Consider the following 13835-nt stretch of genomic DNA (forward strand, 5'->3'; position numbering starts at 1 on the left):
AAAATGGAAGAAAATTCTACATATAATTTTAAAGCTTTTACTTATGCGATTTTAGTTTATTTTTTTGTTGTTTTTTTAGTATTTTTTAAGTTAGTCGAATATAAGCCAAAAGCTATTGAATATACCATTGATCCCAATAGTTTTATTAATATAGAACTTGGAGATAGTATAAATCAAAATCAAGTAAATATGATACAAGAGCTACAAAAGGAAAATTTGCAAAGTTTATTTGAAGAGAATCTTTTGCAAAAATACACTACAAATAAAAATGTTAATACTCAAAATGTAGAACAACAAGCTAGTGTTTTCAATGAGTTATTTGGCAAAATAGAAGACTATCAAGAAGAAAAAACTACAAAAGTACAATCTTCAATGCCATCGAAAAAACCTACTTTTACTCAAAGAGAAAAAATCAATGATTTTTCTAAGCAATTAAATGAAAATCTACAAATTAATCAAGAACTAGGACAATCTGTTATAGAACAAAAAATAGGAGTTTATGATCAATTTTTAGGTGCTGTTAGAAAACATCTTGAAGATAGATGGAGAATATACAATCCTAGTGGTAATTTAAGTATAGAAGTAGAATTTGTAATTGATAATAACGGATATTTTTATTTGTTAAGTACCACTAGCGCACATAGTGATAATTTTGATAAAAAGGCAAAAGAATTTTTACAAAATTTAGAAGGAAAATACATAACTTTACCTCCAAATGGTAAAATAAGAAAAATTAAAATGAAACTTAGTGATATAATTGAGTTTAAAACGGAGAAGTGATGAGAAAAATATTAGCGTTTTTATTTTTTTGTTCAGTATTATTTGGGCAAGATGCGACAATATCTGTTGTAAATAAAGGTATGCAATTACCTAAAATTTATATTAAAGATCAATCAAGATTGAATGATTTAGATCTTAAAAAAAGCTTTTATAATATGCTTGTTAATGATATAAAAGTGAGTTCAAATTTTGAATTAACTCAAGATGAAAAACAAGGTGATTATATTTTTTCTTATGTTTTAAATAAAAATGGTAAGCTTTTGGATATTGATGTTGAAATTTTAGCTGCAAATGAAACAAAAACGAGATTTTATGAGCAAATTCTTTCCATTGAAGAATATCCATTTTTAGCACATAGAAGTGTCGCTCAAATGAATAGAAAATTAGGTTTTGCACCGGTTGATTGGATGGATCATAAAATTTTAATAGCTAGGACTCAAGGTAATAAGCAAAGTGATATTTTGTTAGCAGATTATACTTTAACTTATCAAAAGATATTAATATCAAAAGGTTTAAATTTATTTCCCAAATGGGCAAATAAAGAACAAGATGCATTTTATTTCACTGCTTATGAAGATGAAATTCCAACACTTTATAAATATAATATGAAAAATAAAAACATCACAAAAATCATTGCCAGTAAGGGTATGATGGTTGCTTCTGATGTTAGCAATGATGGTAAAAAAATTTTACTTACTATGGCGCCAAAAGATCAGCCAGATGTGTATTTGTATGATACAGATACAAAAGATTTAAAACAGATTACAAATTATATGGGTATTGATGTAAATGGCAATTTTGTAGATGATGATAAAAAAATCGTATTTGTATCAGATCGTTTAGGTTATCCAAATATTTTTATGCAAAATTTAGATTCTAATTTAACAGAACAAGTAGTTTTTCATGGTAAAAATAATTCTTCAGTTTCTACCTATAAACATTATATGGTTTATTCTAGCAGGGAGGTAAATCAAAGTGGGGTTTTTAATCTTTATTTAATGTCAACCCAGAGTGATTATATAAGACAACTCACTGCAAATGGTAAAAATCTTTTTCCAAGATTTTCAAGTGATGGAGAAAGTGTAGTATTTATTAAATATTTAGGTTCACAAAGTGCCTTAGGAGTCATTAGAATTAATGCAAATAGGGCTTTTCATTATGGTTTAAAGGTGGGTAAAATTCAATCAATTGATTGGTAAAATATCAAAATTGTATTTTTTTTGTTATAATTAAACATGATTTTTAAATAAAAAAGGGGAAAAGCAATGAAAAAAATCATTTTTGCTTCAATTACTGCGTTTGCTGTTATTGTAAGTGGTTGTGCTACAAAAAATACTAGTGTAAGCAGTTCAAGTAGTGTAGATGGATCAAAAGGTAGTGGTGGTTCTGATAGATTTGAAAATCTTGAATCTTTAAATTCTATTACAAATGTGTATTTTGATTTTGATAAATTTAATGTTAGAAAAGATATGCAAAAAGTTGTTGCAGATAATGCTGAAATTTTCAACAAAGAAGCTGCGAATGCTGCAATTGTAGTTGAGGGAAACTGCGATGAATGGGGAACTGATGAATATAATCAAGCTCTAGGTTTAAAAAGAGCTAAAGCTGTTAAAGAATCTTTAGTAGCTCAAGGTGTTAGCGCAGATAGAATAAGCGTAAAAAGTTATGGAGAAACTAATCCTGTATGTACTGAAAGAACAAAAGCTTGTGATGCGCAAAATCGTCGTGCAGAATTTAAATTATCAAAATAAGTTTTAAATAAATGAAAATCAAATTATTATCAGTAGCTCTTTTAGGAGCTACTTTTTTATACGCTGAAATTTCAGCATTTGATGCAGGAAAAGTAGATACAAAAACACCTTATGGCTTAACTCAAAATGAAAAATTACAATACGAAAATCAAGAACGCTTAAAAGCTTTAAATGAATATTATACTAATTTGACTAGTAAGATAAATACTGCTGTAGAAAATATAGAAGGTTTACAAAGTGTAACCGAGGGTTTAAATGCTCAATATTCTAAAGCAAATACAAAATTACTTTCACTAGAAGAAAACTATCAAAATTTTGATGCAAATATCACAAAAGAAATTCAAAATTTAAGAGCTTATGTAGAAGAAAATAGGCAAATTCAAGAAAAAAATCACCAAGAAATTCAAAAAGTATTGAGCGAAATAACAACTTTGATCAATAAAATTAATGATGATTATGTTTCTAAAGAAGATATGAACCAAACCATAACTTTTTTTCAATCGGAAATAGCTAGAGTGCAAAATCAAACAAATAATATCCAAGTTGTTCCTATTGCTAGCGAAAGCAATAAAACACAAGAAGTCATTAAAGAAACAAATACGACTTTGGAAAAAGAAATTGTTCAAGCGAAAGATGATAGTTGGAAAAAACTGCAATCTAGCGAAATTTTAAAAAAAGCTATTGATGAAACCAATAAAAATCAATTTGATGATGCAAAAGAAAAATTTGAGCATTTAATTAGTATCCATTATAAACCTGCTAGATCTACTTTTTGGCTTGGAGAGATAAGATATAAACAAAAAGATTATGCAGGCGCTTTGGGATTTTACAAAAAAAGTTCTGCTATAAGCACCAAGGGTGATTATGTGCCAAAATTACTTTATCATACGGCTATTAGTTTAGATAAAGTTGGGGATCCAAAAAGTGCTAATAAATTTTACAAAGCTTTAAAGACAGCTTATCCTGATAGTCCTGAAGCAAAAGTTTCGCCAGATAGAAAATAAAAAAGGAGATAAAATGGCTATAGAAAAAAATAGTGTAGTTTCAATGTTTTATGAGTTAAAAGATGCAAACACAAATGAAGTTTTAGAATCAAATATTTATGCTGAACCTATTTCTTTTATTTTAGGTAAGGGTCAAATTTTAGAAGGACTAGAAGAGGAAATTCAAAAACTTGATGCCCCATGTAATGCCGATATTGTGATAAAAAAAGAAAATGCTTTGGGTGAATATGATGCAAATGCATTGCAAACTTTACCAAAAGAACAATTTGCAGGGATTGATTTGCAAGTTGGTATGGAGCTTTTTGGCGAAGGCGAAGATGGTAATACAGTAAGAGTAATTGTTAGAGAAATTACTGAGAATGAAGTTACTATTGATTATAATCATGCTTATGCAGGAAAAGACTTGTTATTTTCAATTAATATTGTAGATGTTAGAGTTGCAAGTGAAGATGAAATTTTAACAGGAATTATTGCAGGTAGCAGAAGTTGTGGATGTGGTGGTGGAGGACATCATCATGATCATCATCACGGACATGGTGGTGGTGGATGTTGTGGTGGCCACGGACATGGTGGTGGCGGTTGCTGCGGTGGACACTAATGAATAGTGCATTTATTTTCCCAGGCCAAGGCTCTCAAAGTGTTGGTATGGGGCTTAGTTTTTATGAGAATTCACTTAAAGCAAGAGAATTATTAGATTGTGCAAGTGATTATTGTAAAATTGATTTTAAAAATTTGCTTTTTAAAGAAAATGAAAATTTAAATAAAAGTGAATTTACACAAATGGCCATAGTGTTAAACTCACTAATGGCTTATGAAGCTTTAAAAGAGCAAGCTAGTATAGAAGCTAAGTATAGTTTAGGCCATTCACTAGGAGAATTTAGTGCTTTAGCGACTCAAGGTGCATTTGACTTTTTAGATGTTATAGCACTTGTTAACAAGCGTGGCCAATTTATGCAGGAGGATTGCTCTAAAATCGAAGCTGGTATGATGGTGGTTTTAGGACTTGAAGATAAAGTAATAGAAGAACTTTGTCAAAAGGCATTAAGTGAGCAAAAAAGTATTTTTGCAGCTAATTATAATTGTGAAGGACAGATTGTAGTAGCGGGCTTAAAGCCTGATTTAGCTTCTTATGAGAGTGAGTTTAAGAATGCAGGAGCCAAAAGAGCTATGCTTTTGAATATGAGTGTTGCAAGCCATTGTCCATTATTAAAAAATGCGTCTTTAAAACTTACAAAAGAACTAGAGCTTGTGTTAAAAGATGATTTTAAAAGTGTAGTTTCAAATGTAAATGCAAAAATATATAGTGATAAAACTCAAGCTTTAACACTTTTAAGCGAGCAACTTATAAAGCCTGTTCTTTATAAACAAAGCATTAAAACAATAGACAATGAAGTGGATTTTTATATAGAATTTGGTGCGAGCGTGCTAAAGGGCTTAAATAAAAAAATCACTCAAAAAGAAACTTATGCTTTAAGTAAAATAGAAGATATTGATGAAATTCTAAAGGTGATTAAATGAAAATAGCTATTTTAGGAGCTATGCCCGAAGAGGTTACTCCTTTACTCGAAACATTAAAAGAATATCAAACAATTGAATATGCAAATAATACTTATTATATTGCAAAATACAAAAATCATGAATTAATCATCGCTTATTCTAAGATAGGGAAAGTAAATTCCACTCTTAGCGCGACTATTATAATAGAAAAATTTAAAGCTGAACTTATGCTTTTTACAGGAGTGGCTGGTGCTTTTAATCCTAGTTTGGAAATAGGGGATTTAATCTATGCTACAAAATTAGCTCAATATGATTTAGATATTACAGCTTTTGGACATCCGCTTGGTTATGTTCCTGGTAATGAAATTTTTATAAAAACAGATGATAAGCTTAATAATCTTGCCATAGAGGTTGCTAAAGAACTTGGTGTTAAATTACAATCAGGTATTATCGCTACGGGTGATGAATTTATTTGTGATGAGAATAAAAAAGCAAAAATTAGAGAAATTTTTAATGCAGATGCTTGTGAAATGGAAGGAGCTAGTGTGGCTTTGGTATGTGATGCTTTAAAAATTCCATGTTTGGTTTTAAGGTCAATGAGTGATAAGGCAGGTGAAAAAGCTGAATTTGACTTTGATGAGTTTGTAGAAAAATCCGCTAAAATTTCAGCTAATTTTGTTTTAAAAATTTGTGAGAAATTATGATAAATCTTAGCAAAAGACTAATCAGAGAAGTTGCAAAAGCAAATGCCAAGTTTTCCTTAATAGGAGATAATGATAAAGTTTTATTAGGACTTAGTGGCGGGAAAGACTCTCTAGCTCTAGCTCATCTTTTAAAGCGTATGCAAGCACATGCACCTTTTAAATTTGAACTTAAAGCAGTAACTTTAAGTTATGGCATGGGTGAAGATTACACCAAACTTCATAATCACTGCAAAGAACATGGTATTGACCATGAGGTTATTGATTCTAATATTTATGAAATTTCAGGTGATACCATTAGAAAAAATTCAAGCTTTTGTAGCTATTTTTCAAGAATGAGGCGTGGTGCTTTATATACTTACGCCTTAGAAAATGGTTTTAATAAATTAGCCATAGCTCATCATTTAGATGATGCAGTAGAGAGTTTTTTTATGAATTTCATTTATAATGGTGCTCTTAGAAGTTTAGCGCCAAAATATAAAAGTAAAAGAGGTATAGAAGTCATCCGTCCTTTGATTTTTGTAAGAGAAAGACAATTAAGGGAAAATGCTATTAATAATGAATTAGAAGTAATTGGTAATGAATTTTGTCCTGGTATGAAATTAAGTGAAAAAAATGTAAAATTTCCTCATGCTAGAGAAGAAGCTAAACAGCTTTTAGCAAATTTAGAAAAAGAAAATCCAAAATTATTTACGAGCTTAAAAACTGCATTTGAAAATATCCACACGGATAGTTTTTTCATGGTTAAGGATAATGACTAAACTTTTAATTATAGTTGATTATCAAAATGATTTTATCGGTGGTAGCTTAGGTTTTGAAAAAGCTACCAAGATAAAAGATAATATTCTTACTCTTTTAAAAAATCATCAAGGTGATGTTGTTTTTACTTTTGATACGCATGATGAGAATTATTTAAAAACCCAAGAAGGAAAAAAACTGCCTATTTATCATTGTATTAAAGATACTTTTGGTTGGCAAATGCCAAGCGATTTTGATGTGTATTTAAAAAATGCAAAAAAAATCTTTTATAAGAATGCTTTTGGTAGTTTAGAATTGGCTAATTTTTTAAAACAAAATCATTATGAAAGTATAGAATTTTGTGGCTTGGTTTCGCATATTTGTGTATTTAGTAATATTATTTTAGCTCAAAGCGCCACTCCTAATTCTAAAATTATTTTACATAAAAATGCTACTGCAAGTTTTAATGAATCTTTAGAAAATAGTGCTTATGAAATTTTACAAGCTTATGGTATAGAGCTTTTATAGATGCAAGGCTTTATTTTGCACACTCAGAGCGTAAAAGATGAGGATTTGATTGTTTATCTTTTAAGTGCCAAAAAAGTTATTAAAAGTTATAGATTTTACGGAATGAGACATTCTAATATTCTAAATGGATATAAGATTGATTTTGAACTTGAAGAAAGTTCTAGATTTTTACCGCGCTTAAAAGATGTTTTACACATTGGATTTTCTTGGGTTTTAGATAGAGAAAAAATGTTTTTTTGGCAAGAATTTATCAGGCTTTTTTATTGGCATTTAAAAGATGTTGAGGAGATTGATAGTTTTTATTTTGAGCTTTTAGAAGATTGCGCTAAGCGTTTTGAAAAACAAGATTGTAAGCGTGTGACTGTGGATGCTTATTTAAAGATTCTAAACTTTGAAGGGCGCTTGCATAAGGATTTTGTTTGCTTTTTATGCGATGAGTGTATAAAAGAAGATGTTGTATTGGTAAGGGCTTTTTTGCCTGCGCATAAAAAATGTGCTTTTGGCTATGAGTTTAAAACTAAAGATCTTGTGAGGTTTTATGAAAATTTTAATTCATCGCATTTTAGCGATGAATATATTGATAATTTATATAAAATCATTAAAGAGGGTTTTTAAGAGTAATATCATACATCATAATAGCCTCTTGTCTTAATTTTGCGATGATATTTGCACTATCAATATGTGTATTTTTTATAATAGCTTCCTTGCTATTTTTAATATCTTCAAGCAAATTTCCAAGTTGTTTTTGGGAGCTTTGTAAGCAAGTGCTTATACATTTTGGTTGTGTTTGTTGTAAAACTTGCTCGAAATTTAAACTTTGATTGTTAAGCTTTGAAGCATGTGCTGCTAGATTATTTGCACTTGTTCTAATGCCACCTAATGCTTTGTAAATCCCTTTTGAATTGATATGAGCTGCCATGAACCTTCCTTGTTTTATGGTATCTCTTCATTCATATTGCTTAGAAATTTACAAGCAAAAATCATTCCTTATTGAAAAATTCTTGCATATATTTTCGCATAATTTCTGCATCATTAATGCGATTAACACAATCTCTAAAATTTGAAGCATCTTCATAGCCTTTAGAATATTCATGTAAGTGCTTTCTAAATATGCTTATACCTTGTTCTTTGTAATGTTTTAGCATTTCTTCAAAATGCGTAAAGATGATTTTGTTTTTTAAAGTTTTATCGATTTTTTTGCTAGTTTTTACCTCGTGAAATATCCAAGGTTTTCCTATGCTTGCACGCCCTATCATCAATGCATCACAATTTGTTATTTTAAAAACTTCTTTAGCATTTTCTGTGCTAATATCGCCATTTGCAACTAAAGGAATTTTGATATTTTCTTTAGCTAAAGCTATAGCTTCATAATCAGAATTTCCACTATACATTTGTTTTCTAGTGCGACCATGCATACTGATAAAATCTACCCCAGCATTTTCACATGCTTTAGCAATGATAATAGGATCTTTTTTTTCAAACCCTAATCTTACTTTGACACTAGTTAGCTTTTTATTGCTTGTTTTTTTGATAAGTTCTAAAATTCTTTGCAATTTATCAAGATCTTGCAAAAGAGCACTACCTGCACATTGTTTTATAACTTTATTTACAGGACAGCCGCAATTAAAATCAATCCCATCTATAAAATCAAAACGATTTAATATTTCTACCGCTCTTTGAATCACACTTTCATCCGAGCCTGCAATTTGAACTATATAAGGATTCTCAAGTTCAGCTTTTTCTAACATTTTAAGAGTTTTTGAGCTTTCATACACTAAAGCATTAGAACTTATCATCTCACTAATTGTTACATCAGCCCCAAATTGTTTAACTAAATTTCTCAAAGGTAAGTCTGAAAAACCTGCCATAGGAGCTAAAAACAAAGGTTTTTTACTAAAATCTATCATTGTATAAATTTTTCAAGTTCTATTTTTTTATTATGTTCTCTTAAAAAGAGCAAGAGTCTAAAATCCTTATGTTCGTTTTGATCATTTCCTAATTCATTAAGCAATTCATCATACATACCAAATTCTGCTAAAGTATAAAGATAAGCTCTTAAAGCTTGAGAATGACTATCTTTTAACTTTTTAAATAAAGCAATTAATATTTGAGGCTCTATTTTTTTACAAAGTATTTTTGTGCATTGTAAATATGACTTATCATCTAAGGTATTCATGCTAAGCAAAACTTCGATTTCAGCATGATTTAATTCCAAATTTTCTTTTTCAAATCTATCTAAAAGTAATAAAATATCATCTTGATTTTTTTGTATTTTTAGTGTTTTAATTTGGCTATAAGGTGCATTATCTAATACCATTTTATAAGCAAAATTTTCTAATTCATTTGTCAGAGTTTCTTTATTTTTAATAAAAGAAAAAGCATAGTCGCTATCTTTTTGGAAGTGATTTTTTTCATTTAAAATGAAAATTTCATTATGTGGATCGAGTTTGTATTTTTTTAATTCCACAAATTCCTTTTTGTCTAACTGCTCTAAAATATTTATAATATCATCTATTTTTGTATTTTGATTTTTTTCTTTAAAATAAAGAGCTTGAGTGTTTTTGGCTATATCTTGAAATTCTTGAGTTTTAAATTTAATTTTGCTTATTTTTTTCAAAAATACATCAATTAAAAAATTTTCATAATTTTTGCTGTCTTTAATAAGATTTTTGTATTGTAAATGTTTTAAAAAGCCATAAAAACTCATATGCAATAAAGCTAAAACCATCAAAATAAATGCAGGTAAAATTACCCATAAGCTGATAGGTAAATTTAGCTCAAAAGTAGAAATTGTGAAAGTGTAATTTCCCAAATTTAGATTATAAACTAAGACTGCTACGATTAAAAGATAAACTAAACTTGCAAAGAAAAATAATTTTACTTTCATAATTCTTTCCTTTTTTCTAAGTTTTCACGACAATTTATACAATATTTTGCGTGAGGTTTTACTTTGAGTCTTTCAGGATGTATATCTTCATCACAATACTCACAAATTCCATAAGTATTGTTATCTATTTTGCTTAATGAATGTTTAATTTCTTCTAATTCTGTTTTTAAATTTTCGTTGATTTTTAAGTCAATATGTGAGCTGTTGTCAATTTGTTGTAAATCAACTTCATCTCTTGGTTCACTATCTTGCAGATCATGGATATTGTCTATATTACCTTGAAGTTCTTGTAAAATTTCTTTTTGTCTTTGAAGTAATATATTTTTAAATTCCTCAAGATTTAACTCTTGCATAAATGCTCCTATTTGTGGTATGGATGATTTGTATTAATGCAAAATGCACGATAAATTTGTTCTAAAAGCATAGTTTTAGCAAATTTATGCACTAAAGTCATTTTGCTAAGAGCTATGCTTGTATGCATTTGTGCGATGAATTCTTTTTCAAGGCCATAAGCACCGCCTATAAAAAAAGAAATTTCATTTTTATCTTGTAATAATTTAGCAAATTCTATACTTGTAAGCTCTTTACCCTTTTCATCTAAAGCTATGCAAAAACCTTTTTTATAAGGATTTAGCGCGTTTGTATAAGATTTTTTTGCTTCTATGGTATTGGTATTTTGTGCTAAATTAATTTTATTGTTAAAAATACAAATATCATTAAAATTGCAAAATTTTTTGATGAGCTTGGTGTAGTGCTCATCTATTTTACTAAATTCATTATTATTGTTTTTTTGAATGCTTAAAAGATTAATATGCATTTTTAATTTTTAGAAAAAAATCTTAAAAAATCTGCTATAAATTTTTTATGTTCACTTCTTTCTACAATCGCATCAATTAATCCATGTTCAAGTAAAAATTCGGCCTTTTGAAAGCCTTCTGGTAAATCAGCACCTATAGTTTGTTTGATAACTCTAGCTCCTGCAAAGCCTACTAGGGCACCAGGTTCAGCCATAATGATATCTCCAAGCCAAGCAAACGATGCGCTCACTCCACCCATAGTTGGATCAGTTAAGACAGAAATATAGGGAAGCTTTTCTTCTGCTAATAGCTTTAATGCTGCACTTGTTTTGCTCATTTGCATTAAAGAATAAGTGCTTTCTTGCATTCTAGCTCCACCGCTTGCGCTCACTATAACAACAGGAGTTTTTCTCTCAATTGCTCTTTCAATAGCTCTAAGAATTTTTTCACCTTCTACTGAGCCCAAACTTCCACCCATGAAAGAAAAATCAAAAACAACTAATTGAGTTTTAATGCCATCTATATTGCACTCGCCGCTTATTATAGCGCTTTTTCTCCCTGTTTTTTCTTCATTTTCTGCTAATCTTTTTTTATATGATTTACTATCAACAAATTTAAGCGGATCAATCGCATGTAAATCTTTATCCATTTCTACAAAAGTATCTTCATCGCTAAGTAGCTCGATGCGTTTTAAAGGATTTAATCTCATATGAAAATTACATTTAGGACAAACATTATAACAAGTTTCTATTTCTTTATAATACATTAACGCATGACAAGAATTACATTTTACCCAGTGATTTGGAGCTTCGCTTGGAGCGGCTTGTTTGCGTCTTATACTAGAAAAAATATCTAAAAAATTCATTATCTCTACCTAAAATAAAATTTCAAAATTATAGCAAGATTTTAGTATTTTTAAAATCTTGCACCCAACATAAACTCGAATTTGCTTAAGTCGTCTTTTGAATTAGTGTTAAATGGTTTAGCAAAAACTAAATTTAAAGCACCTAGTGGGGTTAGCCACTCAAAGCCAACACCTGTGCTCCATCTTTGAATTTGACTTAAAGAACTTTCTCCTATGGCACCATAGTCAAAAAACACACTTCCTCTTAGTTTGATTCTATCAAAGATTGGAAAGCTAAGCTCTACAGAGTTAGCAAAGGCAACTGTACCACCTGTTTCATCACCCCATTCGTTTTTAGGACTCACGCTTCTTCTATCAAAACCTCTAATAGTTCCTATGCCTCCAAGGTATAATTTTTCATTGATAGGTAAATAACCTTGATCCCATACCTTATAAAAACTTGCTTTATAGCGATAAATCAAATCCCAACCTATAAATTCTTCTAAGCCTTGATAATAATTAAATTTAGTAGTAGAGCTTATAAATTCTTGATCTCCACCTAAGCCTGCATATTCAAGTGAGGTTGAAGCGATAAAACCTGATCTTGGTAGATAATAATCATCTGTATTGTTAAATACTATTGAAGGAGTGATAGAACTTTTGTAAGTTTTACCAAGTTTATATCCTTGAGCGATTAAGCGATCACTCAAATGATAAATATCACTTTGCTCAAGATTGTAAGTTAAATCTATGCTTGTATATCTTCCCAAAGTTTTACCAACACTTATATCAAAACCATAGTTTCTCTCATCATAACTATCCCATTCTAAGCGATCTGAATATAATGATCCTCCAAGAGAATAATCACTATCATTTACTCTAGGATTTCTTAAAGATATTCTACCTGAAAGTGTATCATCACCTTTGTCTATACTTACACTTCCTTTCATGCCAGAGCCTAAGATATTTGCATCAGATAATGAAGCACTAAGTAAAATTCCATCACTAGTTCCATAACCAATACCACCTGAAATAGCTCCAGTTGAAGCTTCTTTGACTTCTACTATCAAATCAATATGTGTATCATCTACTCTTTGTTCTTTAATATCTACATTTTCAAAATATGCAGTTCTTCTTAGAGCATTTCTTGAGTCTATTAAATCAGTTCTATTATAAAGATTGCCTTCGGTTAGATAAAGCTCTCTACGAATAACCCTATCAACTGTTTTAGTATTACCTGAAATTTCAACATTTCTAACATATACTTTTTCATTAGGTATGACTTTAAAAATAATCATAGCTTCATGGTTTTCTTTATCTTTTTGTATATCAGGTATAACCTGTACAAAAGCATAACCCAAATCAGCTGTCTTTGTTTCTATAGTTTTTATATCTTCTCTTAGTTTTTCTATATTAACTATTTTTCCAACACTTAATTTTAAATCATTTGCTAAAGCTTCATTTTCTTCATCACTAAAAATAGGGTTAAAAATTTTAATCCCTTTAACTTTATAAACCTCACCCTCGTTGATAAAATAAGTTAAATCAGCTTGATAAGTATCTGTATAAGTATTTAAAAAAGCAGGAGATACGCTTACATCAAGATAACCTTCTTTTAAATATACATCTGAAATTCTTGAGCTATCATTTGCAAGATCAAAGATTTTAAGCTTACCATCATTAAAGCCCCACATCCAGCCTAGGGCTTCTCTTTGTTTATTTGCTACCGCAGGTTCAATATCTGAATAACTTAAATTTTTTGCACCACTTAAATGTACTTTTTCTATGATGATATTTTCCCCACGATTTACAACAAAAGTAAGTTTTAATGAGCTTGAATTACTTAATTTTTCATCTTTGATTTCTACAACAGTGTCATAAAAACCTTTGGCTTGATAAAAAAGCTTGATTTTTTCGGCTGCGTCTTTAGCTGAATTTTCATCATATAAAATTCCAGGTTTTAAACCAACAAGACTTTCTATTTGTTTTCTATCATTACTTGCTATACCTTGAATGTCTATTTTTCCAATGGAAGGTTTTTCTATTACTTTAAAAGTTAGCACCCCATTTTTTTCTTCTACTACTATATCTTTAAAATAATTTCTATCAAAAAGGTTTTTAATTGCTGTATCTATACTAGCAGGATCGATTTTTTGTCCTATTTTTAATTTAGAAATCGCAATAGCACTTTCTTTAGAAAGTTGCGATAAGCCTTCAAATTTTATATCTTTAATCGTAGCTGCACATAAAGAACTTGAGAGTGCAAAGAAAACAAACCATTTTTTCATCATTTTACCTAAATTTTTAT

Annotated in this window: 17 protein-coding genes; 10 read left to right on the top strand and 7 right to left on the bottom strand. The window is 29.4% G+C overall.

The features are described 5' to 3' along the window. The first annotated feature begins 3 nt into the window (after positions 1 to 3). The 10 genes from L8W40_RS06650 (at position 4) to recO (ending at position 7614) form a co-directional block, all read left to right on the top strand. Entirely contained in the window at positions 4 to 780 is a 777-nt protein-coding gene (locus L8W40_RS06650) for a TonB C-terminal domain-containing protein (RefSeq protein WP_263665001.1), read from the top strand. Continuing rightward, positions 780 to 1979, top strand: coding sequence for a Tol-Pal system protein TolB (gene tolB / locus L8W40_RS06655; RefSeq protein WP_263665002.1), 1200 nt, complete (start codon positions 780 to 782; stop codon positions 1977 to 1979). Before L8W40_RS06650 ends, tolB begins: the two co-directional genes overlap by 1 nt. A 66-nt stretch (positions 1980 to 2045) precedes the next feature. Beyond that, positions 2046 to 2531, top strand: a complete 486-nt coding sequence (gene pal, locus L8W40_RS06660; RefSeq protein ID WP_263665003.1) for a peptidoglycan-associated lipoprotein Pal — start codon at positions 2046 to 2048, stop codon at positions 2529 to 2531. Positions 2532 to 2542: 11 nt separating this feature from the next. Then, positions 2543 to 3535 (top strand): tetratricopeptide repeat protein, encoded by a 993-nt coding sequence (locus tag L8W40_RS06665; protein ID WP_263661934.1) that lies wholly within the window; start codon positions 2543 to 2545, stop codon positions 3533 to 3535. 13 nt (positions 3536 to 3548) lie between these two features. After that, on the top strand, positions 3549 to 4133 hold the full coding sequence (locus L8W40_RS06670; RefSeq protein WP_220566501.1) for an FKBP-type peptidyl-prolyl cis-trans isomerase: 585 nt from the start codon (positions 3549 to 3551) through the stop codon (positions 4131 to 4133). Then, entirely contained in the window at positions 4133 to 5053 is a 921-nt protein-coding gene (gene fabD / locus L8W40_RS06675) for an ACP S-malonyltransferase (protein WP_263665004.1), read from the top strand. The genes L8W40_RS06670 and fabD overlap by 1 nt, the downstream gene beginning before the upstream one ends. Next, positions 5050 to 5736 carry a 5'-methylthioadenosine/adenosylhomocysteine nucleosidase gene (locus tag L8W40_RS06680; RefSeq protein WP_263665006.1) on the top strand — a complete coding sequence of 229 codons (687 nt, stop codon included), beginning with the start codon at positions 5050 to 5052 and terminating at the stop codon, positions 5734 to 5736. Before fabD ends, L8W40_RS06680 begins: the two co-directional genes overlap by 4 nt. Further along, the gene (locus tag L8W40_RS06685) at positions 5733 to 6494 is read left to right on the top strand and encodes an ATP-binding protein (protein ID WP_220566499.1); all 762 of its coding nucleotides are present in this window, start codon (positions 5733 to 5735) and stop codon (positions 6492 to 6494) included. Before L8W40_RS06680 ends, L8W40_RS06685 begins: the two co-directional genes overlap by 4 nt. Further along, entirely contained in the window at positions 6487 to 6999 is a 513-nt protein-coding gene (locus L8W40_RS06690) for a cysteine hydrolase family protein (RefSeq protein WP_263665007.1), read from the top strand. The genes L8W40_RS06685 and L8W40_RS06690 overlap by 8 nt, the downstream gene beginning before the upstream one ends. Beyond that, positions 7000 to 7614, top strand: coding sequence for a recombination protein RecO (gene recO, locus L8W40_RS06695; RefSeq protein ID WP_263665008.1), 615 nt, complete (start codon positions 7000 to 7002; stop codon positions 7612 to 7614). Here recO and L8W40_RS06700 read toward each other — a convergent pair. From L8W40_RS06700 to bamA, 7 genes are all read right to left on the bottom strand, one after another. Beyond that, the gene (locus L8W40_RS06700; RefSeq protein ID WP_039617382.1) at positions 7598 to 7918 is read right to left on the bottom strand and encodes a hypothetical protein; all 321 of its coding nucleotides are present in this window, start codon (positions 7916 to 7918) and stop codon (positions 7598 to 7600) included. The genes recO and L8W40_RS06700 overlap by 17 nt on opposite strands. Positions 7919 to 7979: 61 nt before the next feature. Continuing rightward, on the bottom strand, positions 7980 to 8906 hold the full coding sequence (locus tag L8W40_RS06705) for a tRNA dihydrouridine synthase (RefSeq protein ID WP_263665009.1): 927 nt from the start codon (positions 8904 to 8906) through the stop codon (positions 7980 to 7982). Next, on the bottom strand, positions 8903 to 9886 hold the full coding sequence (locus L8W40_RS06710) for a hypothetical protein (RefSeq protein ID WP_133319650.1): 984 nt from the start codon (positions 9884 to 9886) through the stop codon (positions 8903 to 8905). The genes L8W40_RS06705 and L8W40_RS06710 overlap by 4 nt, the downstream gene beginning before the upstream one ends. Continuing rightward, on the bottom strand, positions 9883 to 10239 hold the full coding sequence (dksA, locus tag L8W40_RS06715) for an RNA polymerase-binding protein DksA (RefSeq protein ID WP_133319649.1): 357 nt from the start codon (positions 10237 to 10239) through the stop codon (positions 9883 to 9885). Before dksA ends, L8W40_RS06710 begins: the two co-directional genes overlap by 4 nt. A gap of 8 nt (positions 10240 to 10247) precedes the next feature. Further along, entirely contained in the window at positions 10248 to 10703 is a 456-nt protein-coding gene (locus L8W40_RS06720; RefSeq protein ID WP_133319648.1) for a 23S rRNA (pseudouridine(1915)-N(3))-methyltransferase RlmH, read from the bottom strand. 2 nt (positions 10704 to 10705) lie between these two features. Beyond that, a complete protein-coding gene (gene accD / locus L8W40_RS06725) occupies positions 10706 to 11548 on the bottom strand; it encodes an acetyl-CoA carboxylase, carboxyltransferase subunit beta (RefSeq protein ID WP_263665011.1) in 843 nt (280 codons plus the stop codon). Positions 11549 to 11598: 50 nt separating this feature from the next. Then, positions 11599 to 13815, bottom strand: a complete 2217-nt coding sequence (gene bamA, locus L8W40_RS06730) for an outer membrane protein assembly factor BamA (protein ID WP_263665012.1) — start codon at positions 13813 to 13815, stop codon at positions 11599 to 11601. Positions 13816 to 13835 lie beyond the last annotated feature (20 nt).

This window comes from Campylobacter sp. IFREMER_LSEM_CL1846 (assembly GCF_025772105.1).
In the GTDB taxonomy this organism is placed as follows: domain Bacteria; phylum Campylobacterota; class Campylobacteria; order Campylobacterales; family Campylobacteraceae; genus Campylobacter_D; species Campylobacter_D lari_D.

Excerpts from the sequence above, each read along its gene's own strand:
- L8W40_RS06650 (WP_263665001.1), top strand. The coding sequence starts at position 4 with ATGGAAGAAAATTCTACATATAATTTTAAAGCTTTTACTTATGCGATT.
- tolB (WP_263665002.1), top strand. The coding sequence starts at position 780 with ATGAGAAAAATATTAGCGTTTTTATTTTTTTGTTCAGTATTATTTGGG.
- pal (WP_263665003.1), top strand. The coding sequence starts at position 2,046 with ATGAAAAAAATCATTTTTGCTTCAATTACTGCGTTTGCTGTTATTGTA.
- L8W40_RS06665 (WP_263661934.1), top strand. The coding sequence starts at position 2,543 with ATGAAAATCAAATTATTATCAGTAGCTCTTTTAGGAGCTACTTTTTTA.
- L8W40_RS06670 (WP_220566501.1), top strand. The coding sequence starts at position 3,549 with ATGGCTATAGAAAAAAATAGTGTAGTTTCAATGTTTTATGAGTTAAAA.
- fabD (WP_263665004.1), top strand. The coding sequence starts at position 4,133 with ATGAATAGTGCATTTATTTTCCCAGGCCAAGGCTCTCAAAGTGTTGGT.
- L8W40_RS06680 (WP_263665006.1), top strand. The coding sequence starts at position 5,050 with ATGAAAATAGCTATTTTAGGAGCTATGCCCGAAGAGGTTACTCCTTTA.
- L8W40_RS06685 (WP_220566499.1), top strand. The coding sequence starts at position 5,733 with ATGATAAATCTTAGCAAAAGACTAATCAGAGAAGTTGCAAAAGCAAAT.
- L8W40_RS06690 (WP_263665007.1), top strand. The coding sequence starts at position 6,487 with ATGACTAAACTTTTAATTATAGTTGATTATCAAAATGATTTTATCGGT.
- recO (WP_263665008.1), top strand. The coding sequence starts at position 7,000 with ATGCAAGGCTTTATTTTGCACACTCAGAGCGTAAAAGATGAGGATTTG.
- L8W40_RS06700 (WP_039617382.1), bottom strand. The coding sequence starts at position 7,918 with ATGGCAGCTCATATCAATTCAAAAGGGATTTACAAAGCATTAGGTGGC.
- L8W40_RS06705 (WP_263665009.1), bottom strand. The coding sequence starts at position 8,906 with ATGATAGATTTTAGTAAAAAACCTTTGTTTTTAGCTCCTATGGCAGGT.
- L8W40_RS06710 (WP_133319650.1), bottom strand. The coding sequence starts at position 9,886 with ATGAAAGTAAAATTATTTTTCTTTGCAAGTTTAGTTTATCTTTTAATC.
- dksA (WP_133319649.1), bottom strand. The coding sequence starts at position 10,239 with ATGCAAGAGTTAAATCTTGAGGAATTTAAAAATATATTACTTCAAAGA.
- L8W40_RS06720 (WP_133319648.1), bottom strand. The coding sequence starts at position 10,703 with ATGCATATTAATCTTTTAAGCATTCAAAAAAACAATAATAATGAATTT.
- accD (WP_263665011.1), bottom strand. The coding sequence starts at position 11,548 with ATGAATTTTTTAGATATTTTTTCTAGTATAAGACGCAAACAAGCCGCT.
- bamA (WP_263665012.1), bottom strand. The coding sequence starts at position 13,815 with ATGAAAAAATGGTTTGTTTTCTTTGCACTCTCAAGTTCTTTATGTGCA.